Genomic DNA, 25,738 nt, shown 5'->3' on the forward strand with positions numbered 1-25,738 from the left:
AGATGATTGTCGTACTGATCACCTGATCGCCCAAGAGATCCCATGAAATGCCCCAAAAGCTCATAAAGACACAAGCGAAATCACGGAAGTACCCTGACTAGCCGATACACGGGATGGGTTGTCCGGATGACATGACCGCCTTCGCGTGCCACCACGAGCGGCCTTCCACCCGCGCCCACCACGGGCGCGCCGCCCACGCGCCGCCCACCGCGGGCGCGCGCCCGCCCACCCGCGCCCACCACGCACGGACGGGCCACCCGCTCCCGCGCGGGTGGCCCGTCCGTCTCCCGTCACCAGGTCGCGGCGGCGACCAGGGCCGAAAGGGGTGCCGCCTCAGCCGAGCAGCTCCACCTCCGCCAGGGCCGCCGGGCCGTCGAGCACCAGCCGGTACTTCGCGTAGGTGCCCGGCCGGTCCACCGAGAACACCCGGGTCTGCTTGTCCCAGGCGAAGGTCTGCGCGGACCGCTTGTCGAGATCCGTCCACGCCGTGCCGTCCGGGGACCCCTGCAGGACCCAGCCGCTCGGGGCCCCGTCCGCCGTGCCCGATGTCAGCGTGTACTGGAGAGCCTTCGTCGCCGTACCCACCGGCAGGTCCACCGACTCCGCGGTCGCGGAGGTCGCCGACGTGTTGTCGAAGAGGGCGCCCCCACCCTTCAGCACATCACCCCGCGGCGTCGGAACCCTGTCGTCCTCGGTGATGGACACCGGGGCCGCGTCCTTCCCCGTGCCCCAGGCGGACGGCCGGGAGCCCATGTCGAACTCCAGGGTGCCGCCCCTGGCCAGCAGATCGTGGGGGAGCGAAGTGGAGGTCCATTTCCTGCCGTTGACCTTCAGGCCCTGAACGTAGATGTTCCTCGCGCTGTTCTCCGGGGCCCTGACCACCAGCGTGCGGCCGTTCTCCAGGCGCACGGTCGCCTTCGTGAAGAGCGGCGAGCCGATCGCGTACTCGCCACTGCCCATCACCAGCGGGTAGAAGCCGAGCGAGGAGAACAGGAACCACGCCGACTGCTCGCCGTTGTCCTCGTCGCCGTGGTAGCCCTGCCCGATCTCACTGCCCGTGTAGAGGCGTCCGAGGACCTCGCGCACCTTCTCCTGCGTCCTGAAGGGGCGCGAGGCCGCGTTGTACATGTACGTGGCGTGGTGGGCGACCTGGTTGCTGTGGCCGTACTGGCCCATCCGTACGTCACGCGCCTCCGTCATCTCGTGGATGACGCCCCCGTACGAGCCGACGAACTCCGGTCCGGCGGTCTCCGGCGTGGAGAAGTAGGTGTCCAGCTTCTCGCCCAGACCGGCCCGACCGCCGTACAGGTTCGCCAGGCCCCGGCTGTCCTGCGGGGCGGTGAAGGCGTAGCCCCAGCCGTTGGTCTCCGTGTAGTCGTAGCCCCAGACGCGCGGGTCGTACTGGCCGGAGGGCAGGCGCCAGTCGCCCTTGGCGTCCCTGCCCTGGAAGAAGCCGGCCTTGTCGTCGAAGAGCTTGACGTAGTTGCGGGCGCGGTTGAGGAAGTACGCGGACTCCTCCTGGTACCGCTTCTTCTTCGTCTTCCGGTGGAGCGCCTTGCCCATCTGCGCGATGCCGTAGTCGTTGAGGTAGCCCTCCAGCGACCAGGACAGGCCCTCGTGCGTGGTGGTGTCGGCGTACCCGGTGAAGACCGAGGTCTGCATGCCCTTGCGGCCGACCCCGGAGGACGGCGGGACCACCGTGGCGTTCTTGACCGCCGCGTCGTAGGCCGCCTCCGCGTCGAACTTCACGCCCTTGACGTACGCGTCGGCGAACGCCACGTCCGAGCTGGTGCCGGTCATCAGGTCCGCGTAGCCGGGTGAGGACCAGCGGGAGATCCAGCCGCCGTCCTTGTACTGCTGGACGAAGCCGTCCACCATCTCGCCCGCCTTCTTCGGGGTGAGGAAGGAGTAGGCGGGCCACGTCGTGCGGTAGGTGTCCCAGAAGCCGTTGTTGACGTACACCTTGCCGTCGACGATCTTCGCGCCGGTGTGTGTCGGGGTGTCGGTGCCGGTCCGCGGGGAGAAGGGGCTGGCGTATCTGCTCTTCCCGTCGACCTGCTCGAAGCCCGAATTCGGGTACAGGTACAGCCGGTACAGGCTGGAGTAGAGCGTCGTCAGCTGGTCGGCGTTCGCGCCCTCGACCTCCACCGCGCCCAGGACGCCGTCCCACGCCTTCCGCGCCCGGCTCTCGACCCGGTCGAAGGAGGCGGACGCCGGGAGCTCCATGGCGAGGTTCCGCTCGGCCTGGTCCAGGCTGATCAGCGAGGTGGCCAGCCGCAGGTTGACCGTACGGTCCCTGCCCGCGTCGAAGCGGAAGAAGCCGGTGACGTCGTCACCGCCGCCGCCCCCCAGCCGTCCGCTGTCGGTGACCGGCGCGTCGAACACCCCGTACACGAAGAGCCGGGTCGCCCCCGTCGAGCCGCCGCTGCGGACATCCGAATACCCGGAGAAGGAACCGGACTTCGCGTCGAGCGTCAGACCGCCGTCGTTCGACACGTTGTCGAAGACGATGCTCGCGTCCTTGCCCGGGTAGGTGAACCGCATCCGCGCCGCGTGGTCGGTCGGCGTCATCTCGGCCTTGAGGCCGTTCTCGAACGTCACGCCGTAGTAGTGCGGCTTCGCGGTCTCCTCGTCGTGGCGGAAGGGCAGCGCGCGTGCCGTGCGCGAGGCGTCCGGGGTGCCCGCCTTCGCCGAGGGCATCAGCTGGAAGGTCTGGCGGTCGCCCATCCAGGGGCTCGGTTCGTGGCTGGCGCTGAAGGCCTGGAGCGTGGGCAGGTTGTCCTCGTTGTTGCCGCGCGCGTAGTCGTACAGCCAGCTCGTGGAGCCGGCGTTGGTGACCGGCGTCCAGAAGTTGAAGCCGTGGGGGACCGCGGTGGCCGGGATGTTGTTGCCTCGGGAGAAGCCGCCGCTGGAGTTGGTGCCGCGGGTCGTCAGCGCGTAGTCCGACAGATGCGCCCTGCGCTTCTCCGGAGCCTTCGGGGCGATGGTGATGTCATCGATCCAGCCCTGGAACTTCGCCGGGCCCTCGGGGGAGTCGTACGCCACCAGAATCCGGTCGACGGTCCGGCCCGCCGCGACCGTTCCGATGCGCGAGGAGACCTTGTTCCACTGGTTGACGTAGAGCCGCTCGGCGTCGGCCTGGCCCTGGGGGGTCAGCGCACCGCCGTGGGAGTCGGTGGCCTTCAGCCCGCTCAGATAGGTGCCGTCGGTGAAGGCGAGGTCCACCGCGACATGCGTCGCCGGGTAGGAGAGGTCGGTCTCGCCCATCTGCGGATACACCAGGTAGGAGAGCTGGGTGTCCTTGGTGACGGCCGTGTTCACGTCGAAGACCTTGTTGTACGAGTACGCCCGGCCGCCCGGCCGGTGCGTACCCGCGTACCGGAGCGCCTTCCGGCCGGTGAATCCCGCACCGGACTTGGCGGTGGGTGAGCCGGAGGGGCCCCGGCCGGCCTGGCTGCGCATCTCGTCGGGGGCCGGGGCGGAGGTGTCGCCGTCGGAGAACTGGACGTCCGCGAGCTGGGTCGCGTCCGGGGCGCCGTTGTTCTTCGTGATCTCCAGCCGGAAGTGCCGGTACGCCTTGCCGGCCGTGAAGTCGTACGACGTGGTCTGGAGCCGCTTCGCGAAGGTCTGGCCGGTCCGGGTGTCCAGGTCGGTCCAGGTCCGGCCGTCCGCGGAGCCCTTCAGGGTCCAGTCCTTCGGGTCCCGCTCGGCGTGGTCGTTGGCCGAGGTCAGTGCGTAGGTCACCACCTCGACCGGTTCGGCCAGATCGAACTCGATCCAGCCGGACGGCTGGAACGCCAGCCATTTGGTGCCGGGTTCGCCGTCGGTCAGATTCTCCTTGACCTCGCCGCCGCCGGTGTTCTCGCCGCTGGCGCGCAGATCCGTCACCTTGTCGGTGACATTGCCGGGTATCCCGGCGGCGAACCCGCCGTCGACGCCCGAGGCCCTCGGCCTGCCGTCCGGGCCCTCCTCCACGGTGTTGCGCCAGTCCGGCTGCTTCTCGTCCGCCTCGAACGAGGAGCTGAACGTTCGCTCGCCGGAGGGCTTTTGGGGCGTTCCGGCCGGTTGTGCGGCGGAGGCCGTGGGGGCCGCCAGCACCAGAGCGAGCGATGCCGCGATGGTGGCGGCTGTGTGGCTTCGTCTCTTTCGAGAGCTTTGGTGGAGACCACGTGGTGGCTGCATGCCGAGCCATTCCTCCCCGGAAGCGTGCTGGACAACGTTGTCATAGCGCGATGCAAGGTCCAGTAGGGAGCCCAGTGGTCGGATGTGTCAAGGGTGTTGCAAGGGATTGCTCAGGTGAATCGACCGTAATGCGGAAATAGGTGCCCCGGGATCGGGGCGCACGGTGCCGAGGCTTCCAAGAGGTCTCAACTCGGGAAAGACTGCTGTCCAAACCGGTATTCGATCTTGCTCAGTTGGCAACAAGTGGACTATACCTGTCGGCACCCGCGCAGCCGTTTCATACGGTTGCGCGGCGGGGGGACGGGGGATGTTCGCGGGGACGCCGAGGTGTTCGCGCTGTACGGTCATCTCCCCATACCCCGCGGCACGTCAATTCCGGTACATATCTGTTTGACCCAAGCGCAACTGACCGCGGTGGCGGGGCCCTTCGCCTGAGGCGAATCATGACGGGTGACCGGCACACCGCCTGAGTCCTGGAGAAGGCGAGGACTTGAGCATGGGATCCACCTCCGCCCACAACAATGAGGGCCTTGGCCGTCGCGATCTGATCAAGCGGTCTGCCGCACTCGGCCTGATCGCTGTTCCGACGATGAGTTTCCTGTCCGCCTGCGCGAGCGGAGACAGCGGAAGCGACGACAAGGTCGAAAAGGGCACGAAGTCCGCCAAGAATCCGCTGGCGGTCAATGAGAGCGCCCCCCTCGAACTGGTCATCTTCGACGGTGGATACGGCACGAAGTACGCCGAGGACGCCCAGGCGTCCTACGAGAAGGCCTTCCCCAAGGCGAAGGTCACCTTCTCCAAGACGCAGAAGATCCAGTCCGTGCTGCAGCCGCGCTTCAACGGCGGCACGCCTCCGGACCTGATCGACAACTCCGGCGCCCAGCAGATGGACATGGGTGTGCTGGTCGGGAAGGGGCAGCTCGCGGACCTCACCGCGCTGCTCGACGCGCCCTCCCTCGACGACCCGGCCAAGAAGGTCCGTGACACGCTGCGTCCGGGCATCGTCGAGATGGGCCAGTTCGACGGCGACCCGTGCTGGATCCTCTACTACGCGTACACCGTCTACGGGGTCTGGTACTCCCAGACCGCGCTGGACAAGCTCGACGCGCAGTACCCGGAGACCTGGGACGACATGCTCGCGCTCTGCGCGAAGGCCAAGAAGCAGGGGATCGCGGGCTGGACCTACCCCGGCAAGCACCCCTACTACCTGCCCTTCTCGCTCTACCCCTTCATCGCCAAGATCGGTGGCGTCGGGGTCCTCGACGCGATCGACAACCTGGAGCCGAAGGCCTGGGAGCACCCCGCCGTCAAGGCGGCCTTCGACGCGTACTACGAGCTCTACGCCAAGGGCTACATCCTCAAGGGCACCCCGGGTCTGGACCACCGCGGTTCGCAGGGCGCCTGGGCCCGCGGCAAGGCGCTGTTCATCCCGAACGGCTCCTGGGTCGAGAACGAGGAAGCGGCGATCATCCCCAAGGACTTCAAGCTGTCCGTGGGTGCTCCCTCCAGCCTCGACTCGTCCGACAAGCTGCCCTTCGGCACCATGTGGGCCTCCGGCGGCGAGCCCTTCATCGTCCCGGCGAAGGCGAAGAACCCCGAGGGCGGCATGGAGCAGCTGCGCATCATGCTCAGCGAGGCGTCCTCCAAGGTCTTCACCTCCAGCAGCAAGTCCCTGTCCGCCTTCAACGGCGGCACCGACGGCATCGAGCTGTCGGACGGCCTGAAGGCGGGCGTCGCCGCCCTGGAGAAGGCCGGCACCAATGTGGTCAACCCGCGCCTGCAGGACTGGTACGTGAAGCTCCAGAAGGAGCAGATCGGTGTCGCCGCGCTCGGCGAGATGATGGCCGGCCGCGCCACCCCGGCGGAGACCATCAAGAAGATCCAGGCCTTCGCGGACGCGGCGGCCAAGGACCAGTCCATCAAGCACTACAAGCACCAGTGACAATGCGTCACCAGCGGCGGCAGCGCAGGAAGGTCGGAGTCGGTAACGATGCAACACGGTAAATACCGGTTCATAGTCGGGTTCTTGGTGGTGCCGATGGCGTTGTACGTCATCTTCGTCATCTGGCCGTTCATCCAGTCCATCTACTACTCGTTCACGGACTGGACGGGTCTGAGCCCCGACTTCAAGATGGTCGGCTTCGACAACTACACCAAGATGTTCGCTGACGACGTCTTCTGGAAATCCCTGCGGCACAGTGTGCTGCTGGCGGTGCTGCTGCCGCTGGTGACGCTCGGCCTGGCGCTCTTCTTCGCCTTCATGCTCAATGTGGGCGGGCGGCGGCGCGGGGGCGCCGCCATCGCGGGTGTGCGCGGCTCGGGCTTCTACAAGATCGCCTACTTCTTCCCCCAGGTGCTCTCGATCGCGATCGTGGCCATCCTGTTCCAGTTCGCCTTCGACCCGGCCCAGGGCATGATCAACGGCACGCTCAAGGCCTTCGGCTTCGAGGACGTGCCGGACTGGCTGGGCGACCCCCAGCTGGCCCTGTGGTGCATCTCCGCGGTCCTGGTCTGGTGCACGGTCGGCTTCTTCGTGGTGCTGTTCTCCGCGGGCATGGCCTCCATCCCCAAGGACTTCTACGAGGCGGCTCTGCTGGACGGCGCGAGCCGCTTCACGACCTTCTTCCGGATCACGCTGCCGCTGCTGTGGGACACGGTCCAGTCCGGCTGGGTCTACATGGGCATCCTGGCGCTGGGTGCCGAGGGCTTCGCCGTCGTGCACATCATGAGTGTCGGTCCCGGTGGGCCGGACTACTCGACGACCGTCCTGCCGCTGTACGTGTACCAGGCGGCGTTCCGTGACGGACAGGCGGGCTACGCGACCACGATCGGTGTCGCCCTGCTCATCGTGACGCTGGCGTTCGCCGCCGTCGTGATGCGGCTGGGCCGGCGCGAGCGGCTGGAGTTCTGATGAAGACCACTGACACCCCTCCCACCGGCCCGTCCGGTCACCCGGGTCCCGCCGGCTCCACCGGACCCTCGGGCCCCGGCGGGCCGGCCGTACCGGAGCAGCGCACCGGCGGGGTCCGCGGGGGCGGCTCCGCCCCGAGGAAGGGCGGCGAGGGCCACGTCCTCAACGTCTTCTCGCACGGGATGCTGATCCTCTGGGCCATCATGGTCGTCATGCCGCTGTTCTGGGCGGTGATGTCCTCCTTCAAGAGCGACACGGACATCTTCAACTCCCCCTGGTCGCTGCCCGACTCGCTGGACTTCTCCAGCTGGGGCAGGGCCTGGAACCAGGCCAACATGAGCGAGTACTTCCTCAACACCATCCTGGTGGTGGGAGGGTCGCTCGTCGGCACACTGGTCCTGGGATCGATGGCCGCCTATGTGCTCGCCCGCTTCGAGTTCCCCGGCAACCGGTTCATTTACTTCTTGTTCGTCGGCGGGATGAGCTTCCCCGTCATGCTGGCGCTGGTCCCGCTGTTCTACGTCCTGGACAATCTGGGGCTGCTGAACACGATCCACGGTCTGATCCTCGTGTACATCGCGTACTCGCTGCCGTTCACCGTGTTCTTCCTGACCTCGTTCTTCCGTACGCTGCCGACCTCGATCGCGGAAGCCGCGATCATCGACGGCGCCTCGCACACCCGTACGTTCTTCCAGGTCATGCTGCCGATGGCCAAGCCCGGTCTGATCAGCGTCGGCATTTTCAATTTCCTGGGCCAGTGGAACCAGTACATGCTGCCCACGGTGCTGAACACCGACCCGGACAAGAGGGTGCTCGCGCAGGGGCTGGTCGAGCTGGCGGCCAGCCAGGGATACAAGAGCGACTATTCCGGTCTCTTCGCCGGTCTGGTGATCGCGATGCTTCCCGTTCTGGCGGCGTACATCATTTTCCAGCGGCAGGTCGTTTCGGGTATGACGGCGGGCGCCCTTAAGTAATCCCGGTCCCTCGCTCTCCGCGTTCGCGCATTCCGTGCGGACGGTGAATGCCCCGGCAGGTACATCCGCCGGGGCATTTCCCCGTTCACCTGGGGTTTCCTCCCGATCCGGCGGCGGGGGGCGTGCCGCGCCCGCCTCCCCGCAGGCCCTGCGGGCTCAGGTCTTGACGGGAGGTACCCCCGAACGTTCAGCTTAGAGTTCACATGTTGGAGAAAAGTCGGGGTCCCGCTGGTGCGGCGCCGACCGGGACGGCCTTCCGTGCCGTCCGCCAAGGGCAGGAGTGGATGAGTCGATGGAGACTCCCGGGTCGCAGACGTCTCTGCATCGGGCCAACCTTGAGCGGGTCGTACGAGCCGTGCGGATGGCCGGGTCGCTCACCCAGGCGGAGATCGCCAGGAGCACCGGCCTCTCCGCGGCCACCGTCTCCAATATCGTCCGTGAGCTGAAGGACGGCGGAACGGTCGAGGTGACCCCCACGTCGGCGGGCGGTCGCCGGGCCCGCAGCGTCTCGCTCAGCGGGGACGCGGGCATCGTCGTCGGGGTCGACTTCGGCCACACCCATCTGCGGGTGGCCGTCGGCAATCTGGCCCACCAGGTGCTGGCGGAGGAGGCCGAGCCGCTGGACGTCGACGCCTCGTCCGCGCAGGGCTTCGGGCGGGCGGAGACGCTGGTCAGGCGTCTGATCGAGAACACCGGGATCAGCCCGGAGAAGGTGATCGGCGTCGGTCTCGGGGTCCCCGGCCCCATCGACGTCGAGTCCGGCACCCTGGGCTCCACCGCGATCCTGCCGGGCTGGACGGGCATCAATCCGAGCCAGGAGCTCGCCGGGCGGCTCGGCGTTCCGGTGTACGTCGACAACGACGCCAACCTCGGGGCGCTGGGAGAGCTGGTCTGGGGGAGCGGACGAGGGGTCCGGGACCTGGCGTACATCAAGGTCGCGAGCGGTGTCGGCGCCGGTCTGGTGATCGACGGGACCATCTACCGGGGCCCCGGCGGCACGGCCGGCGAGATCGGGCACATCACGCTCGACGAGTCGGGACCGGTGTGCCGCTGCGGGAACCGCGGCTGCCTGGAGACCTTCACGGCCGCCCGGTACGTCCTGCCCCTGCTCCAGCCCAGCCACGGGCCCGACCTCACCATGGAGCGGGTGGTCCAGCTGGCCCGCGAGGGCGATCCGGGCTGCCGCCGGGTGGTCGGTGACGTGGGGCGGCACATCGGCAGCGGGGTGGCCAATCTGTGCAACCTGCTCAACCCCAGCCGGGTGGTGCTCGGCGGTTCCCTGGCGGAGGCCGGGGAACTGGTGCTCGGGCCGATCCGCGACTCGGTGTCCCGGTACGCCATCCCCAGCGCGGCGCGGCAGCTCTCGGTGCTGCCCGGGGCGCTCGGCGGGCGGGCGGAGGTGCTGGGCGCGCTGGCCCTGGTGCTCAGCGAGATGGGGGATTCAACCCTTTTGGAGAACACCCTCCCCGCAGCCACTCCTGCCTTCACTTAGATAACGAATGGCACCGTTGTCATCTCGTTAAGGATTTACTCCTTGACGCTGGCGTTGCGGCCGAGTTGACTGCCGTCCACCTCGGCCGCGACGTTGCGGCCACGTCAGGGAGGCAAACCCCCATGAGCGCAATGACGCGACGCATCGTCATCGGCACGGCAGCCATTTCCATGGCCGTCTCCCTCGCCGCCTGCGGCAAGGCGGGCGACGACGCGGAGTCGGGCAGCGGAGGCGACAGCAAGACCATCGGCCTGCTGCTGCCGGAGAACAAGACGACGCGTTACGAAACGTTCGACCGCCCCATCATGGAGGCGAAGATCAAGGAACTGTGCGACGACTGCGAGGTCAAGTACAACAACGCCGCACAGGACACCGAGACGCAGAAGAAGCAGTTCGACGCGCTGGTGACGCAGGGTGTGAAGGTCATCATCCTGGACTCCGTCGACTACAAGGCCACCAAGTCCTGGGTGCAGCAGGCGGAGAAGAAGGGCGTCAAGGTCGTCGCGTACGACCGGCTCGCCGAAGGCCCGATCTCGGCGTACGTCTCGTACGACAACGAGAAGATCGGCCGTCTCCAGGGTGAGGGTCTGGTCAAGGCGCTGGGCGCCAAGGCCAAGGAAAGCAACGTTGTCATGATCAACGGATCGCCGACCGACCCGAACGCGCCGCTCTTCAAGAAGGGCGCCCACAGCGTCCTGGACACCCAGGTCAAGAAGGTCGTCTACGAGCAGGACATCCCGGACTGGTCGTCGGACGAGGCGAACAAGAAGATGGGTGCCGCCATCGACTCGCTGGGCAAGTCGGGCTTCCAGGGCGTCTACTCCGCCAACGACGGCATGGCCGGCGGCATCATCACCGCACTGGCCAAGCAGGGTGTCAAGGTCCCCGTCGGTGGTCAGGACGCCGAACTGGCGGGCCTGCAGCGGATACTGAAGGGCGATCAGTCCTTCACGATCTACAAGCAGATCAAGCCGGAGGCCGAGACGACCGCCGAGGTCGCCGTCAGGCTCCTGAAGGGCGAGAAGATCGACGACCTGACCCCGGTCAAGGTCGACAGCCTCACGGGCGAGTTCAAGGGCATCCCGGCCAAGCTGTACGACGCGCAGGTCGTGACGAAGGAGAACATCGCCTCCACGATCATCGCGGACAAGGTCTACAAGGCCACGGAAATCTGCACGGCCGAGTACAAGGCGGCCTGCGAGGCGGCCGGCATCAAGTAGGGCCGCGGTACGGCCCCGGAGCCGTATCACGGCCCCGGCCGGCCCGAGTACGGCCCCGGAAGCCCGCGGGATCGCGCGACGACCCCCGCGGACACGTGTCTCCGGGCACCCCAGCCGGCCCGGCACCCGCCCCTTCAACGCCCCGCAGGCAGGGGCGGGCGCCGGGCTCCCCTCGTACACCTCCCTGCTCAGCAGCACCATCCCCGCCGGTCAGGCGGCGAAGGAGATGATTCACGTGTCCGCTACGCCCGTGCTGGCGTTGCGCGGAATCTCCAAGCGGTTCGGCGCCGTCCAGGCGCTCACCGACGTGGACCTGGAGATTCACCCCGGCGAAGTGGTCGCCCTCGTCGGCGACAACGGCGCCGGCAAGTCGACGCTCGTCAAGACCATTTCGGGCGTCCACCCGATCGACGAGGGCGCCATCGAGTGGGAAGGGCGGACGGTCCGGATCAACCGGCCCAACGACGCCCAGGAGCTCGGAGTCGCCACCGTCTACCAGGACTTGGCCCTCTGCGACAATCTCGACGTCGTCGCCAATCTCTTCCTCGGCAGCGAACTGCGCGCGTTCTCCGTCCTCGACGAGATCGCCATGGAGAAGCGCGCCAAGGAACTCCTGGACACGCTCTCCATCCGGATTCCGAGCGTCCGGATCCCGGTCGCCTCGCTGTCCGGCGGTCAGCGCCAGGTCGTCGCCATCGCGCGCGCCCTGATCGGCGACCCCAGGGTCGTCATCCTGGACGAGCCGACCGCGGCCCTCGGCGTCGAGCAGACCGCCCAAGTCCTCGACCTCGTCGAGCGGCTGCGCGAGCGCGGCCACGGCGTCATCCTGATCAGCCACAACATGGCCGACGTCCGTGCCGTCGCGGACCGGGTCGCGGTGCTCCGCCTGGGCCGCAACAACGGGGTCTTCGACGTGGCGAGCACCTCCCACGAAGAGATCATCGCCGCCATCACCGGCGCCACGGACAACGCCGTCACGCGTCGCCAGGCACGCACGGCCACGATCACGGCCACGAAGGAGGACGTGAAGTGAGCGACCTCGCCAAGACCCCCGCAACGTCCACGGAGGAGCCCGGGGCGCCGGCCGCCGGCGGGATGACCGCTACGGCGCCCGCCGCCGAGGGGACGGCGGCCCCGGTACCCGCCGTCGACCCCCGGCTGCTCATCCGCGAGGAGGGCATCAAGGGCTACTGGTCGGAGTTCGGCCGCAAGGTGCGCGGTGGTGAACTCGGCTCACTGCCGGTCTTCGTCGGCCTGATCGTCATCGCGGTCGTCTTCCAGTTCCAGAACAGCAACTTCCTCTCCGCCAGCTCCGTAGCCAACATCGCCGTCTACAGCTCCGGCATCGGCATCATGGCCGTCGGCATCGTGTTCGTCCTGCTGCTCGGCGAGATCGACCTCTCGGTCGGCTCCGTCGCGGGCGTCGGCGCGGCCGTCTGGGCCGTGCTCAACGTCAACAACGGCTGGAACGACTGGACGGCGATCCTGGTCGCCGTGCTCTCCGGCACGGCCCTCGGCGCGCTGCACGGCTTCTTCTTCGCCAAGATCGGCGTACCGGCCTTCGTGGTCACCCTGGCGGGCTTCCTCGGCTGGAGCGGTCTCCAGGACTGGATGATGGGCGGGGAGGGCTCGATCAACACGCCGTCCGGCAGTGTCGTCGAGAACCTCACCAACTACTTCTTCGCGGACAAGGCGGCGGGCTACGGTCTGGCGCTGGTCGCCGTCGTCGCGTACGCCGCCTCGCTCCTGGTGGACAGCAGGCGCCGCAAGGCCGCCGGCCTGCCCGCCCGCCCCACCGCCGAGGTCGTGCTGCGCACCGGCGTCGTCGCGGTCCTGTGCTTCGTCGTCGCGTACGTCCTCAACGAGCCGTCCGGCGCCCGCGGCCTGCCGCTCGCCCTGGTGCTCTTCCTCGCCGTCCTGGTGATCGCGGACTTCGTCGCCCGCCGGACGGCCTTCGGCCGCCAGGTCTTCGCGGTCGGCGGCAACCCCGAGGCGGCGCGCCGCGCCGGTATCAACGTCGACCGGATCCGGATCACGGTCTTCGCCGTGTCCGGAACACTGGGCGCCTTCGGCGGACTCTTCATCGCCAGCCTCTCCGGCGGCGCCACCAAGAACGTCGGCGCGGGCAACACCCTGATGCTGGTCATCGCCGCCGCCGTCATCGGCGGCACCAGCCTCTTCGGCGGCCGGGGCAAGGTCTGGTCCGCGCTGCTCGGCATGATCGTCATCCAGTCGATCCAGCAGGGCCTGAACATGATCGGTATGGCCAACGCCGTGCAATACATGATCACCGGAGCGGTCCTGCTGGCCGCCGTGGTGATCGACTCGGTGTCCCGCCGCACCCAGAAGACCGCAGGCCGCGCCTGACGGCTGTCCGGCCGTCCCGCCCGGCCGATATCCCGCCCGGCCTGCACCGGACCGTGCCCGGCGCCCCTGACGGGGCGCCGGGCACGGTCGTGTATCCGCCGCTGGTGTGACAGCACACCCCCGCCCGATGCCCGCGTCGGCGGGCGGAACATTAGACTCATCGGATCGGCACGCTCGACCAGCTCAACGCAAGGAGGCACGGGTGGACCTGCTGACCCGCATCGAGGGACCGCGTGATTTGGACCGGCTCAGCCTCGAACAGCTGGAGCAGCTCGCCGGGGAGATCCGTACGTTCCTCGTCGACGCAGTGTCCAAGACCGGCGGCCACCTCGGGCCCAACCTGGGTGTGGTCGAGCTGACCATCGCCCTGCACCGGGTCTTCGAGTCGCCCCGGGACAAGGTTCTGTTCGACACCGGCCACCAGAGCTATGTGCACAAGCTGCTCACCGGCCGCCAGGACTTCTCGCGGCTCAAGAGCAAGGGGGGCCTGTCCGGCTACCCCTCCCGCGCCGAGTCCGAGCACGACATCATCGAGAACTCGCACGCCTCGACGGTGCTGGGCTGGGCCGACGGCCTCGCCAAGGCCAACGAGGTGCTGGCCAAGGACGACCATGTCGTCGCGGTCATCGGTGACGGCGCGCTCACCGGCGGTATGGCCTGGGAGGCGCTGAACAACATCGCCGCCGCCAAGGACCGCCCGCTCGTCATCGTGGTCAACGACAACGAGCGCTCCTATGCCCCGACCATCGGCGGCCTCGCGAACCACCTCGCCACCCTGCGTACCACCGACGGTTACGAGCGGTTCCTGGCGCGCGGCAAGGACCTCCTGGAGCGCACCCCCGTCCTTGGCCGGCCGCTGTACGAGACCCTGCACGGCGCCAAGAAGGGCCTCAAGGACTTCATCGCCCCGCAGGGCATGTTCGAGGACCTCGGCCTGAAGTACGTCGGCCCCATCGACGGACACGACATCGAGGCCCTGGAGTCCGCGCTCCAGCGCGCCAAGCGCTTCGGCGGCCCGGTCATCGTGCACTGCCTCACCGAGAAGGGCCGCGGCTACACCCCGGCGCTCCAGGACGAGGCCGACCGCTTCCACGCCGTCGGCAAGATCCACCCGGACACGGGTCTGCCCATCTCCACCTCCGGCCTGGACTGGACCTCGGTGTTCGGCGAGGAGATGGTCAAGCTCGGCAAGGAGCGCAAGGACATCGTCGCGATCACCGCGGCCATGCTCCAGCCCGTCGGCCTCGGCAAGTTCGAGGAGGCCTTCCCGGACCGGATCTACGACGTCGGGATCGCCGAGCAGCACGGCGCGGTCTCCGCGGCGGGCCTCGCCACCGGCGGACTGCACCCTGTCTTCGCGGTCTACGCCACCTTCCTGAACCGTGCCTTCGACCAGGTCCTGATGGACGTCGCGCTGCACAAGTGCGGCGTCACCTTCGTCCTGGACCGGGCCGGGGTCACCGGCACGGACGGTGCCTCGCACAACGGCATGTGGGACATGTCGATCCTCCAGTGCGTCCCCACGCTCCGGATCGCCGCCCCGCGCGACGCCGACCAGGTCCGCGCCCAGCTGCGCGAGGCCGTGGACGTCGACGACGCGCCGACCGTGGTCCGGTTCTCCAAGGGCGCGGTCGGCCCGGCCGTCAAGGCCGTCGGCAGGGCCGGCGGCATGGACATCCTGCGCGAGCCCGGCACCTCCCGGCCGGACGTCCTGCTGGTCTCCGTCGGCGCGCTCGCCCCGATGTGCCTGGACATCGCCGATCTGCTGGGCGCCCAGGGCATCACCACCACCGTGGTCGACCCCCGCTGGGTCAAGCCTGTCGACGAGGCGATGGCCCCGCTCGCCGAGCGGCACCGGGTCGTCGTCACCGTCGAGGACAACAGCCGGGCCGGTGGCGTCGGCTCCGCCATCGCCCAGGCCCTGCGCGACGCCGGGGTCGACATCCCCCTGCGGGACTTCGGCATTCCGCCGGTCTTCCTCGACCACGCCTCCCGCAAGGAGGTCATGGCCGAGATCGGGCTGACCGCGCCGGACATCGCCCGCCAGGTCACCGGCCTGGTCGCCAAGCTCGACGGCGGCTACACGAGCCACGCCGCGGAGCCCGCCCGCGACTGACCCGTACGGCCGATGGGCCGGTCGGACCACCCTGTACGAGTGGTCCGACCGGCCCATTCGCGTGAAAGCGGGCCGGTGCCGCGCTGGGCGGCCGGTGGTGTCCCAATCATGGCGTTCACGACGAACGCGTGGAGGTACGCCGGTGAGCGCGCAGCAGGACACACCACCCAGCGGGAACGGGCTGTTCCGTACCAAGACGGTCGAACAGTCCATCCGTGACACCGAAGAACCGGAGCACGCGCTCAAGAAGTCCCTCTCCGCCCTGGACCTCACGGTCTTCGGGGTCGGCGTCATCATCGGCACCGGCATCTTCGTGCTGACCGGCAAGGTGGCCAAGGAGACGGCGGGGCCCGCCACCGCCATCGCCTTCGTGGCCGCGGGCGTCGTGTGCGCCCTCGCCGCGCTCTGTTACGCCGAGTTCGCCTCCACCGTGCCGGTGGCGGGCTCCGCGTACACCTTCTCGTACGCCTCACTGGGCGAACTGGTGGCCTGGATCATCGGCTGGGACCTGGTGCTGGAATTCGCCCTGGGCACGGCGGTGGTCGCCGTCGGCTGGTCCGGCTACGTGCGCTCGCTGCTGGACAACGCCCACTGGAAGCTCCCCGATGTGCTCTCCGGGACCGATGAGGCCGCGGGGTTCGGCTTCGACATCCTGGCCTTCGCCCTCGTACTGCTGCTGACCGTCATTCTGGTGCTCGGCATGAAGCTGTCGGCCCGGGTCACCACGGTCGTGGTCGCGGTCAAGGTGGCCGTGGTCCTGATCGTGATCGTGGCCGGCCTCTTCTTCATCGAGGCCGACAACTACTCGCCCTTCATCCCGAAGGCCGAACCGCAGCCCTCCGGTTCCGGCCTGGACGCCCCGCTGGTCCAGCTGATGTTCGGCTACGCACCCACGAACTTCGGCGTCATGGGCATCTTCACCGCCGCCTCCATCGTCTTCTTCGCCTTCATCGGCTTCGACGTGGTGGCCACCGCGGCGGAGGAGACCAAGGTCCCGCAGCGGGACATGCCGCGCGGCATCCTCGGCTCCCTCATCATCTGCACGGTGCTCTATGTCTCCGTGTCCGTCGTGGTGACCGGCATGCAGCCCTACTCCGAACTCTCGGTGAGCGCCCCGCTCGCGGACGCCTTCAAGGCGGTCGGGCACCCCTTCTACGCCGGGGTGATCAGCTTCGGCGCCGCGGTCGGCCTCACCACGGTCTGCATGATCCTGCTGCTCGGCCAGACCCGGGTGTTCTTCGCGATGAGCCGCGACGGACTGCTCCCGCGGTTCTTCTCCAAGACGCACCCGCGCTTTCGCACCCCGTACCGTCCGACGATCCTGCTCGGCGTGATCATCGCGGTGATCGCCGGGTTCACCAGCATCAACGAACTGGCCACCCTGGTGAACATCGGCACGCTCTTCGCGTTCGTCGTCGTGGCCCTCGGGGTGATCGTCCTGCGCCACACCCGCCCCGACCTGCCCCGCGCCTTCCGTACCCCGTGGGTGCCGCTGCTCCCGATCGCGTCGGTGGCCGCCTCGGTCTGGCTGATGTTCAACCTGCCCGCGGAGACCTGGCTGCGGTTCGGGGCCTGGATGGCGCTCGGGGTGATCTTCTACTTCCTGTACGGGCGCGGCCACAGCCGCGTGACGGCCGGCCGCTGAGGGCGGTCACGGCCGCGCCCGGCCGTCGTGGCGCGGGGCCGGCGGCCGTACCGCGCCCCGGCCCACGCACCGCGCACCGTACGCCTCGACCCGCTCCCGCCGCCGGCGTTCACGACGCCCGGCACGAGTTCGACGGGGCCGGGGAGTCCGGGCAGGCCGTCCGCGGCGTACGGGACCAGGGAGTCCCGCAGCCGCTCCGACGCCCCGCGCCGGTCCCGCCACCAGCCGTCGGGGGCGGAACCGGCCGAAGGTCCCGTCCCCGGCGTCGACGACCACCGGTACCGGTCCGCCCGGCGCCCCGGCAGCGTGTCACCCGCCGGGGCGCCGGGCCCGCTCAGCCCCCGGTGGCGGGCGACTTCTTCGCCGACTCCGGGATGGTGCTGTCCGAACGGATGGCCTTCCACAGCTCACCGGCCTGCGGCTCGGCCGCCACGACCCGGTTGGGGTCCTTCTTGTCGTACGCCACCGGCAGCATGATGGTCTCCATCGTGGCCGGGTCGACACCGTTCATCGAACGGGCGAAGTCCCCGAGCGACTTCAGCGAGGCCAGACCGGAGTCGGTGGTCAGGGACTTGGTGGCCGAGTTGGCGATCTTGTACGACTTCGTCGGACTGCCCAGCAGGTCCTGGGACTTGACCTCGCTCAGCAGGGCCAGCAGGAACTGCTGCTGGAGACCGATGCGGCCGAGGTCGCTGCCGTCGCCGACACCGTGCCGGGTGCGGACGTAGGCGAGGGACTGGGTGCCGTCGAGCTTGTGCGGACCGGCGGTGAGGTGGAGGCCGGAGGACTTGTCGTCGATGTCCTGCGGGACGTCGACGGTGACACCGCCGATGGCGTCGACCAGATCCTTGAACCCGGCGAAGTTGATCTCCAGGTAGTGGTCGATCCGGACGCCGGACATCTTCTCGACGGTCTTGACCACGCACGCCGGACCGAGCTGGGAGTAGACGGAGTTGAACATCACGCGCTTCCCGGACGGCTGCTGGGAGCCGTCGGCCCCGGCGCACTCGGGCCGGGTCACCAGCGTGTCACGCGGGATGGACACCGCGACTGCCTTGGTCCTGCCCTCGGGGATGTGGACCACCATCGCCGTGTCCGAGCGGGCGCCGCTGACGTCGCCGCCGCCGCCCAGCTCCTTGTTCTCCGCCCCGGCCCGCGAGTCGGAGCCGAGGACCAGCAGGTTCTGGCCGGTGGTGGGCAGCTTCTCCGGGCGGTCGTCGCCGAGCGCCTTGTCGATGTCGACGCCCTTGATGTTCCCGTCGAGTTGGCTGTACAGCCAGTAGACGCCGCCACCCCCCGCGAGCAGGAGGACGAGCAGGACACCGAGCGTGATCTTGAGGCCGCGGCGGCGCTTGCGCGGAGCGCGTCTCGACCGGCTTTCCTCGGATACGCGCGATCCGGTGCCGGAGGTCTGGTCTGTCATGGGCTCGTCTGGATCTTCCGTCGGGACACGCCTGAAAGCGCGTGCGGGAGGAGAGGAATGGATGGCGGGCGGGTCCATGCGTGCCGAAGTCGCTCCGTGGGGTACCGCGCTTCTGCTCGGGCATGATGAGTGCCTCAAAGTCACATAGTGCGACAGGAATCACCCGGAAATCGACCCCTGTCGAGTATTATTGTGACACCGGTTGTTGCTGTTATGGCGAAACCGGTCACTCAAACAGAGACACATGGGACTCCGCCCAACGCCGTTCGGCACCGGAGAAAGAATTCAGTGGAGAACGGTCGGGGAACGATGAGTTTGCGTACGGGGCGTAGGCGTGCCGCGGTTCCTTCCGGGAGGACCCCTGCCGGACCGGCCCAGGAGACCGAGGCGGTCCCCGGGCCCCTGGCGGCGGCACCGGCGCGGACGGACTGGCTGATACCCGCGCCGGACGGACGTCTCAGCGCGTTCGCCCCGGCCAGGACCGGCGGCATCGTCCGCTGGACGGAGCGGCCGGCCGGCCGCGGCGGCTGGAACGCTCCCGAACTCCTGCTCCCGGACGCCCGGATACTGCCGTACCTCTGCGCCGCGCACGCTCCGGCCGGCTTCGTCGACCTGTTCGGCCTCCGGCGTACGGGCGACAGTCCCCAGGGACCGGTCGAGATCGTGTACGCCTCCCAGTACCAGGCGGGCCGCCCGATGACCGGCTGGCACTCGATCGGCAACCCGCACGGCAAGGACGCCGCGAAGGCGTCGGCCATCGGCGCACCGGTCGCCGTCGTGGACGGCGCCGACGCCCTCCATGTGTTCGTCCGCAACGCGGACGGGGGCGTGTCCATGCGCAGGCGTGCCGCCGACGGCGGCTGGGGCAAGTGGACGGCCATGCCGTGCAAGCGGGTACGCGAGGGGATCTCCGCCGTCGTCACCCGCTCCGGCCGCGTCGAACTCCTCATGCCCGCCGACAAGGGCGTGTACGTCTGGCGCCAGGAAACGCCGGGGGGCCCGCTGGACCGCGCCCCCAACCTGGTCTTCATCGCCCTGCCCCGGACGGCCTCCGGCATCGAGTCCTACGAGGGCCGGATCACCCACTACTGGCGCGACGAGACCTCCGGCGAGGTCGTCGCCCACCGGCTGCCGGCCGAGGGCGCCCCCGAGACCGCGCCCGCCCCGCTGGACGGCCGCTCGGGTCACGGCCCGCTCGCCCTCACCCGGTGTCTCGTCGACGGCTACGACTGCACCGTGCTGGCCCAGGCGGAGCAGACGGGGACCCTCGCCCTCACCGCCTACCCCACCGAGCTGGAATCCGCCGGTGCCTGGTGGGCGGACACCCGTGAACCCTGCGAGGGCGCCCCCGCGCTGGCCCTGGACCGGGAGGGGCGCCTCGTCGTCGCCGCGATCGGCCCGGACGGTCGGCTGAAGGTCACCAGGCAGCGTGCCGACCAGCAGGGCATGGCGCTGGAGGGCTGGCTCCGGGTGTGAGCCGGTGACGGCCTCCCGCGCCGGGCACTCCCGTACGTCCGCTGTCCCAGTCATGTCCACGCTCCGCCGCTACTCGGCCTTCTCGGACACCCGGACCGACAGCTCGGTCCCGGCCGTGTAGTACGGCTTCACCATGACCGGCTGCCCCTCGCCGGTGGGCACCACGATGTTGGGGTAGGCGAACACGCTCTTCACGTCCACCACGTCCGTCAGGAAGCGGCCCAGCCGCGCCACGACCGGGTCGTGACGCCGGCCCACCCACAGGTCCCACAGCTCGTGCCGGCCCACCAGCTGCTCGGCCAGATCGGACGCGGGCAACGAGAAGGAGAAGTCGGCGCCGCCCGAGGAGAGACCGGGCAGCCAGAACCCCGGCTCCTGCACACCACGCCTGCGCATTAGCAGCAGCGGCTCCGCCGCGCCGAAGTCGGAGCCGTAGAGCAGCCCGCGCAGATGCATGACCCCCTGGTCGACCCAGACCTCGGTCGCCTCGGCGTGCCGCTCGCGGGTCCAGGTCCGCAGCACGAGATGGCCGCTCTCGGACGCGTAGGGCAGCTGCACCACGGTGTACGCGGGCCCGGTGGCCACCGGGCCGAGGCCGCGCAGGTCCAGGGAGCCCGGCCGCACCTTCGCGGGCCGGCCCTCCCCGGTGTCCAGATGCACATCCCAGCGGCCCTCCGCCAGCACCTCCGGGTCCGGGGGGACGAACGCCTCGTACAGATGCGGCCCGAGCCCCTCGGCGGGCAGCAGCGGCAGCCTGACGGGCTGTTCGCCGCGCGCCGCCTTCCGCTTGCGCAGCACCAGTTCGAGGTCCTTGCGTCCCTCCCGTACGCCGGCCAGCCGCAGGACGACCGTCCCGTTGCGCGCCACCTCGCACGAGACGGTCACCTCGGCGGCGGGGCGCCCCAGCCGGCGGTGGCGGCGGGCCGTGCGGATGACGCTCTCGAACCGGCCCGCAGAGACCTCCGGGCCGAACGCGCGGGCGTCCTCGCGGGCCTGACGCCCCATCGCGAGGCGTGCGGGTTCGTCCTCGACCAGGCGCAGCAGCGCGGCGGCGAAGGCGTCGACGTCGTCCACCGGCGTGAGCAGACCGTTGATCCCGTCCCGGACGATCTCCGGCGGCCCGCCCGGACAGGCGGTGGAGACGACGGGCAGCCCGCAGCGCATGGCCTCGGCCAGCGACAGGCCGAAGGACTCCCGGTCCGACGTCCCCGCGGCGATGGCGGCGGCGGCCCACCGGGCCTCCAGCCGGGGCTCCTCCATCATCAGGAACACATGGTTGTACAGGTCCAGTTCGGCGACCAGTCCGCGGAGCTGGCCGTATTCCGGACCGGTCCCGAAGATCCGCAGCTGCCAGTCCGGGTGGTGTTCCACGACCTGTGCGAACGCCTGGACGAGCACGTCGTAGCGCTTCTCCGGGACGAGCCGCCCGGCCGCCATCACCACCCGGGAGTGCCCGTCGGCGGGCCGCACCCGGGGGTCGGGCACACAGTCGGGATGGGCGTGGACCGCGACGTCTCCCGGCAGTCCCGCCCGGGTGACCTCCCGGGCCTCGGCGGCACTGGGCACCACGACCGCGTCGAGCCGCCCCAGCCCCGCCCACGCGCGGCTCTGCTCCTGCGGGGACAGCACGGTGCTCAACTGGTGCAGCTGGCCCAGGCGCAGCGCCCGGGGACGTGCCCAGCGCGAGACATAGGCGGCCAGTTCGAGGCTGGTGCCGACCACCACCTGGGCCTGGCTCGCCCGCAGGTACTCCTCGGCCTTGTCGTCGGTCAGCTCGCTGTAGCGCCAGGACATCTCCTGGGTACGCGGAATGACCCGGGACGGCGTGAGCCGGCGGACATCCTGCTTGTCCGGACGACGGCCCTCGCGCAGATCGAGCAGCGGGACGACGCGTACCCCGTGGGCGGGCGCGATGGCGGGCCGGTCGAGCCAGCGGAACACCGAGACGACGCGGACCTCGTGGGTATCGGCGAGCGCCCCCGCGAGATTGAGCACGGCGCGCGTGGCGCCGTCCGCGGCATACGCGTTCTGAACCAGGAATTCGATCTTCATCGCGGGACCGCGGACTTCTCGTACGGACTCGGAAGCGGAAAGTACGCCTCGAAGAAGGGGTGGATCAGCGCTTCCTGATCGGCCACGTCGTCCTCGGTGGTGAAGGAGTCGTTCACGCAGAAGACCGCCGCGTCACGCCGTTTGAGCAGCCGGTCCAGTTTCCTGGAGAGCTGCACCATCGAGAGGTGGAGATAGGCGTACGGAATGGTGTCGGGCACCCCGCGCCCCGTGAAGTAGGAGTAGTACGGATACATGCAGGTGCCGACGTCGATATCGGTCCGGCTGCGGAAACGCGCGGCGGCGGTCGCCCGGAACACCTCGGCGAACTCGCGTTCCATCTCCTCCAGCACACTGCGCCGCAGCGGTACGGGGGTGTGCTTCATCGCGTCGATGATGGTGCGGCCGAAGCGGTCCTCCAGCAGGGCCCGGACGTTCTTGCGGGCCACCTCGTGCGGCAGGTCCTCCGGCTGGACCGCGCCCATGGGGATGCGGACGCTGTCCGGGTAGTACTTCGAGGCCCCGTTCGCCAGGAAGAACTCGTGCGGGGTGACCGGCCTGCCGACGAACACATCGTCGTTGAAGTGGATGAAGTGCTCCGACAGCCCCGGGACCCGGTGCAACTGGGCGCTGATGGCATGGGAGTTGAAGACCGGCAGCCGGCCGGTCTCGCGGAAGATCTCCCGGTGCGAGACCACCGTGATGCCCTCGGCGTCCGCGTCGAGCCAGTGCGGGACCTGGTCGTCGGTGACCAGGAAGATGTGCCGCACCCAGGGGGCGTACATGTGCAGCGAGCGCATCGAGTAGAGCAGCTCGTCACGGTTGATGTAGCGCCCGGCGCTCGCCGACTCCTCGTGGAACACGTCGCCGGACGCCTCGGCACGGCGGCGCTGCCAGGCGGGGTCGTCGCTGTCCACCCAGGTGTAGACGACATCGATGGGGAACGTGATCTCGTCGGCGCCGGTGCAGACGAACTCCTGGCGGGTCGGCAGCCCGGTCCGTTCCGGCTTCCGGCCCCAGCGGCGCTGCTTCTGCGGGAGGTCCGGCTCCGGCGGCGCCAGCCGGGAGAAGCGGTGCGGCGAGACGAGTGTCATGTCACCCTGCACCGGGAGGAAGCTCGCGCCCCGGTTGATCCGCGGCGGCAGCAGCCGTCCCTCCTCCTCCCGCCAGAACTCGATGTCGCAGCCGTACTCGGTGCCGTACACGAGGTCGCCCGACGGATCGGCCTGGAACCAGATGGCGCGCAGTACGTCGACGGTCTCCAGCCCCTGCCAGGACGACTCGCGGGCGCCGAGGTGGAGCAGTTCGCTGGTGCGCTGGACGGGCACCTTGCGCTGGATGTACCCGGGGCTCCGGCCGAACAGCGAACGCAGCGTCTGGGCGACGCGGCCCCGGTGGACGTCCCGGACACCGATCGCGGACGAGGTGTCCTCGGTCCCGGGCACCACGAAGTGCTCGACGCCCGCCTGGGTCAGCGCCGTGGACACCAGTGACAGATGCTGCGCGCGCACCGCCAGCGGCGTGAGACCGGGCTGCACGTGCGCCAGCCGGCGGTGCATGCCCACGGGAACCTCGTGCAGGCCCGGCGGCAGCGGGCGCTGCTGAGGGTCGACCGTGGCATTGATCGGGTGGATCACCGAATACTCCAGTACATCAGTGCGTCCTCAAGACGCCGGAACGACTCCGTCGGGCCCGGGGCCCCCGCCGGGCGGGGGCCCCGGGCACCGGACGGGGTCAGACGGAGGCCAGTGGCAGGCCGGACGTCAGGTCGATCGCGGTCCGGTTCGCGGCGGCCGCGAGCACGGCCTCGGCCACCGCGACGGTCCCGGTGGCCTGCTCCAGCGTCACGATGTCGGCCTCCTTGCCGAGCACCGCGTCGCGGAAGGTCTCGTGCTCGACGAGCAGCGGCTCGCGCTTGACGATCGCGTACCGTGTCACATCGCCCTCGGAGACGCCCCGGAACTGCCGCAGCCCCTCCCACTCGGTGGGCTGCGAGCCGTTCGCGTAGAACCACAGGTCGGCGGTGAGGGTGTCCGCCACGAAGCAGCCGTGCTCTCCCGTCACGATGGTGACCCGCTCCTTGAGCGGGGACAGCCAGTTGACGAGGTGGCTGGTGACGACCCCGCCCGACAGATGCCCGACGAAGGCCACCATGTCCTCGTGCGGACGGCCGCTGCGCGACACGGTCGCCGCACTCACCGACTCGTAGCGGCTGCTGGTGAGCCAGGCGGTCAGGTCGATGTCGTGCGTGGCCAGGTCGTACACCACGCCGACATCGGCGATGCGGGCCGGGAAGGGGCCCTGACGGCGCGTCACCACCTGGTGCACATCGCCGAGTTCGCCGAGGTCCAGCCGGGTGCGCAACTCGCGCAGCGCGGGGTTGAAGCGCTCGATGTGACCGACCCCGGCCACCAGGCCGCGCTCGCCGAAGGCACGGGTGATCCGCTCGGCGGACTCCACCGAGGGAGCGATCGGCTTCTCGATGAGGGCGTGGATGCCCCGTTCGGCCAGATCGAGCGCGACCTCCTCGTGCAGGGCCGTGGGGCAGGCGACGACCGCGTAGTCGATGCCCTCGGCGGCGAGTTCGGCGACCGACCGCACCACGGGCACGCCCGCGGGGGCGCTGTCCGGGCCGGCCACCGGGTCCGCCGCGGCGACGAGTTCGACGCCGTCCAGGCCGTGCAGCACGCGGGCGTGGTTGCGGCCCATCGAGCCGAGGCCGATCAGTCCGGCCCGCAGCGGCTTCGGGGTGCTCATGCGCGGGCCTCCACGACCTCGTTGACGGTGGCCGTCAGGCGGTCCAGCTCCTGCGGCGTGAGCATCGGGTGCACCGGGATGGACAGCGCCTCCGCGGCGGCCCGCTCGGTCTCGGGCAGCTCACCGACGGCGTAGCCGAGCACCTTCTCGCCCGTCCGGAACGGTGTCAGACGGTGCACCGGAGTGGGGTAGTACACGGCGTTGCCGACGCCCCGCTCCAGCAGCTCGCGGGAGACCGTGTCGCGGTCCTTGCCGCCCTGGCCGTCGACCCGGATCGTGTACTGGTGGTAGACGTGCTCCGCGCCCGGTGCCACCGGCGGGGTCAGGACCCCGCGCAGCCCGGCGTCGAGCGCCGCCGCGTTCGCGCGGCGCTGCCGCGTCCAGGTGCCCAGACTGCGCAGCTGCACGCGGCCGATCGCGGCGGCGACATCGGTCATCCGGACGTTGAAGCCGACGATCTCGTTGGCGTACCGCTGCTCCATGCCCTGGTTGCGCAGCAGGCGCAGGGTCCGCGCGAGGGCCGCGTCGCCCGTGGTGATCATGCCGCCCTCAAGGCTGTGCATGTTCTTGGTCGGGTAGAAGCTGAAGCAGGCCGCCGCGCCGAACGCGCCCACCGGGGTGCCGTCCAGGGAAGCGGCGTGGGCCTGTGCCGCGTCCTCGACGATCGCGAGACCGTGCCGCTCGGCCAGCGCGGTGAGCGGGCCCATCGCGGCCGGGTGCCCGTAGAGGTGTACGGGCATGATCGCCGCGGTGCGCGGGGTGATCGCGGCCTCGGCGGCCTGCGGGGAGAGACAGAAGCTGTCGCGCTCGATGTCCGCGAAGACCGGGGTCGCGCCGACGAGACGGACCGCGTTGGCGGTGGCCGCGAAGGTGAAGGAGGGGACGATCACTTCGTCGCCGGGACCGATGCCGAGCGCCATCAGCGACAGATGCAGCGCGCTGGTACCGGAGTTGACGGCGACGCAGTGCCGGCCGTCGACGAACTCCGAGAACTCCTCCTCGAAGGCGGCGACCTCGGGGCCCTGCGCGACCATACCGCCGCGCAGTACGCGTACGGCGGCCTCGATCTCGTCCTCTCCGATCACCGGAGCTGCTGCGCGGATCATGCGCTGGTCAGTAGTCATCG

Annotated in this window: 16 protein-coding genes; 10 read left to right on the forward strand and 6 right to left on the reverse strand. The window is 69.6% G+C overall.

Features of this window, described 5'->3' with window-relative positions; all coding sequences use genetic code 11:
• Positions 1 to 333 precede the first annotated feature (333 nt).
• Positions 334 to 4,182 (reverse strand): GH92 family glycosyl hydrolase, encoded by a 3,849-nt coding sequence (locus ABT170_RS10475; RefSeq protein ID WP_351865794.1) that lies wholly within the window; start codon positions 4,180 to 4,182, stop codon positions 334 to 336.
• Between the two features lie 496 nt (positions 4,183 to 4,678).
• On the opposite strand from ABT170_RS10475, the gene ngcE reads away from it, so the two are divergent.
• From ngcE to ABT170_RS10520, 9 genes are all read left to right on the forward strand, one after another.
• The gene (gene ngcE, locus ABT170_RS10480) at positions 4,679 to 6,124 is read left to right on the forward strand and encodes an N-acetylglucosamine/diacetylchitobiose ABC transporter substrate-binding protein (RefSeq protein WP_329942521.1); all 1,446 of its coding nucleotides are present in this window, start codon (positions 4,679 to 4,681) and stop codon (positions 6,122 to 6,124) included.
• Positions 6,125 to 6,172: 48 nt separating this feature from the next.
• On the forward strand, positions 6,173 to 7,093 hold the full coding sequence (locus ABT170_RS10485; RefSeq protein ID WP_329942522.1) for a carbohydrate ABC transporter permease: 921 nt from the start codon (positions 6,173 to 6,175) through the stop codon (positions 7,091 to 7,093).
• Positions 7,093 to 8,067 (forward strand): carbohydrate ABC transporter permease, encoded by a 975-nt coding sequence (locus ABT170_RS10490; RefSeq protein WP_329942523.1) that lies wholly within the window; start codon positions 7,093 to 7,095, stop codon positions 8,065 to 8,067. The genes ABT170_RS10485 and ABT170_RS10490 overlap by 1 nt, the downstream gene beginning before the upstream one ends.
• A gap of 292 nt (positions 8,068 to 8,359) precedes the next feature.
• Positions 8,360 to 9,559: an ROK family transcriptional regulator gene (locus ABT170_RS10495; RefSeq protein ID WP_329942524.1), complete on the forward strand. Its 1,200-nt coding sequence runs from the start codon at positions 8,360 to 8,362 to the stop codon at positions 9,557 to 9,559.
• Positions 9,560 to 9,681: 122 nt separating this feature from the next.
• The gene (locus tag ABT170_RS10500) at positions 9,682 to 10,779 is read left to right on the forward strand and encodes a substrate-binding domain-containing protein (RefSeq protein ID WP_443034272.1); all 1,098 of its coding nucleotides are present in this window, start codon (positions 9,682 to 9,684) and stop codon (positions 10,777 to 10,779) included.
• A 226-nt stretch (positions 10,780 to 11,005) separates the two neighbouring features.
• Positions 11,006 to 11,812 (forward strand): ATP-binding cassette domain-containing protein, encoded by an 807-nt coding sequence (locus tag ABT170_RS10505; RefSeq protein ID WP_329942525.1) that lies wholly within the window; start codon positions 11,006 to 11,008, stop codon positions 11,810 to 11,812.
• Positions 11,809 to 13,146, forward strand: a complete 1,338-nt coding sequence (locus tag ABT170_RS10510) for a sugar ABC transporter permease (RefSeq protein ID WP_502970499.1) — start codon at positions 11,809 to 11,811, stop codon at positions 13,144 to 13,146. The genes ABT170_RS10505 and ABT170_RS10510 overlap by 4 nt, the downstream gene beginning before the upstream one ends.
• 202 nt (positions 13,147 to 13,348) lie before the next feature.
• A complete protein-coding gene (gene dxs / locus ABT170_RS10515; RefSeq protein WP_351865800.1) occupies positions 13,349 to 15,262 on the forward strand; it encodes a 1-deoxy-D-xylulose-5-phosphate synthase in 1,914 nt (637 codons plus the stop codon).
• Positions 15,263 to 15,404: 142 nt separating this feature from the next.
• Complete coding sequence (locus ABT170_RS10520; protein WP_329942527.1) at positions 15,405 to 16,907, forward strand: amino acid permease; 1,503 nt, start codon at positions 15,405 to 15,407, stop codon at positions 16,905 to 16,907.
• Between the two features lie 334 nt (positions 16,908 to 17,241).
• Here ABT170_RS10520 and ABT170_RS10530 read toward each other — a convergent pair whose 3' ends face one another.
• The gene (locus ABT170_RS10530) at positions 17,242 to 18,330 is read right to left on the reverse strand and encodes an LCP family protein (protein WP_329942528.1); all 1,089 of its coding nucleotides are present in this window, start codon (positions 18,328 to 18,330) and stop codon (positions 17,242 to 17,244) included.
• Positions 18,331 to 18,639: 309 nt separating this feature from the next.
• Here ABT170_RS10530 and ABT170_RS10535 point away from each other — a divergent pair, with 309 nt between their 5' ends.
• The gene (locus ABT170_RS10535) at positions 18,640 to 19,806 is read left to right on the forward strand and encodes a PLL family lectin (RefSeq protein WP_329942529.1); all 1,167 of its coding nucleotides are present in this window, start codon (positions 18,640 to 18,642) and stop codon (positions 19,804 to 19,806) included.
• Between the two features lie 69 nt (positions 19,807 to 19,875).
• On the opposite strand, the gene ABT170_RS10540 is transcribed toward ABT170_RS10535, so the two are convergent.
• The 4 genes from ABT170_RS10540 to ABT170_RS10555 form a co-directional block, all read right to left on the reverse strand.
• Entirely contained in the window at positions 19,876 to 21,858 is a 1,983-nt protein-coding gene (locus ABT170_RS10540) for a glycosyltransferase (protein ID WP_329942530.1), read from the reverse strand.
• Positions 21,855 to 23,492: a stealth family protein gene (locus tag ABT170_RS10545; protein WP_329942531.1), complete on the reverse strand. Its 1,638-nt coding sequence runs from the start codon at positions 23,490 to 23,492 to the stop codon at positions 21,855 to 21,857. The genes ABT170_RS10540 and ABT170_RS10545 overlap by 4 nt, the downstream gene beginning before the upstream one ends.
• 97 nt (positions 23,493 to 23,589) lie before the next feature.
• Positions 23,590 to 24,612 carry a Gfo/Idh/MocA family oxidoreductase gene (locus ABT170_RS10550; protein ID WP_351865805.1) on the reverse strand — a complete coding sequence of 341 codons (1,023 nt, stop codon included), beginning with the start codon at positions 24,610 to 24,612 and terminating at the stop codon, positions 23,590 to 23,592.
• A complete protein-coding gene (locus ABT170_RS10555; protein ID WP_329942532.1) occupies positions 24,609 to 25,736 on the reverse strand; it encodes a DegT/DnrJ/EryC1/StrS family aminotransferase in 1,128 nt (375 codons plus the stop codon). Before ABT170_RS10555 ends, ABT170_RS10550 begins: the two co-directional genes overlap by 4 nt.
• Positions 25,737 to 25,738: the final 2 nt, after the last annotated feature.

This window comes from Streptomyces sp. NPDC001787, assembly GCF_040297465.1.
Taxonomy (GTDB): Bacteria; Actinomycetota; Actinomycetes; order Streptomycetales; family Streptomycetaceae; genus Streptomyces.

What these genes read in the sequence shown, in the direction of transcription:
- ABT170_RS10535 (WP_329942529.1), top strand. Translation starts at nt 18,640, where the DNA reads ATGAGTTTGCGTACGGGGCGTAGGCGTGCCGCGGTTCCTTCCGGGAGG.
- ABT170_RS10540 (WP_329942530.1), bottom strand. Translation starts at nt 21,858, where the DNA reads ATGAAGATCGAATTCCTGGTTCAGAACGCGTATGCCGCGGACGGCGCC.
- ABT170_RS10505 (WP_329942525.1), top strand. Translation starts at nt 11,006, where the DNA reads ATGATTCACGTGTCCGCTACGCCCGTGCTGGCGTTGCGCGGAATCTCC.
- ABT170_RS10500 (WP_443034272.1), top strand. Translation starts at nt 9,682, where the DNA reads ATGAGCGCAATGACGCGACGCATCGTCATCGGCACGGCAGCCATTTCC.
- ABT170_RS10495 (WP_329942524.1), top strand. Translation starts at nt 8,360, where the DNA reads ATGGAGACTCCCGGGTCGCAGACGTCTCTGCATCGGGCCAACCTTGAG.
- ABT170_RS10530 (WP_329942528.1), bottom strand. Translation starts at nt 18,330, where the DNA reads ATGACAGACCAGACCTCCGGCACCGGATCGCGCGTATCCGAGGAAAGC.
- ABT170_RS10550 (WP_351865805.1), bottom strand. Translation starts at nt 24,612, where the DNA reads ATGAGCACCCCGAAGCCGCTGCGGGCCGGACTGATCGGCCTCGGCTCG.
- ngcE (WP_329942521.1), top strand. Translation starts at nt 4,679, where the DNA reads ATGGGATCCACCTCCGCCCACAACAATGAGGGCCTTGGCCGTCGCGAT.
- ABT170_RS10475 (WP_351865794.1), bottom strand. Translation starts at nt 4,182, where the DNA reads ATGCAGCCACCACGTGGTCTCCACCAAAGCTCTCGAAAGAGACGAAGC.
- ABT170_RS10485 (WP_329942522.1), top strand. Translation starts at nt 6,173, where the DNA reads ATGCAACACGGTAAATACCGGTTCATAGTCGGGTTCTTGGTGGTGCCG.
- ABT170_RS10555 (WP_329942532.1), bottom strand. Translation starts at nt 25,736, where the DNA reads ATGACTACTGACCAGCGCATGATCCGCGCAGCAGCTCCGGTGATCGGA.
- ABT170_RS10490 (WP_329942523.1), top strand. Translation starts at nt 7,093, where the DNA reads ATGAAGACCACTGACACCCCTCCCACCGGCCCGTCCGGTCACCCGGGT.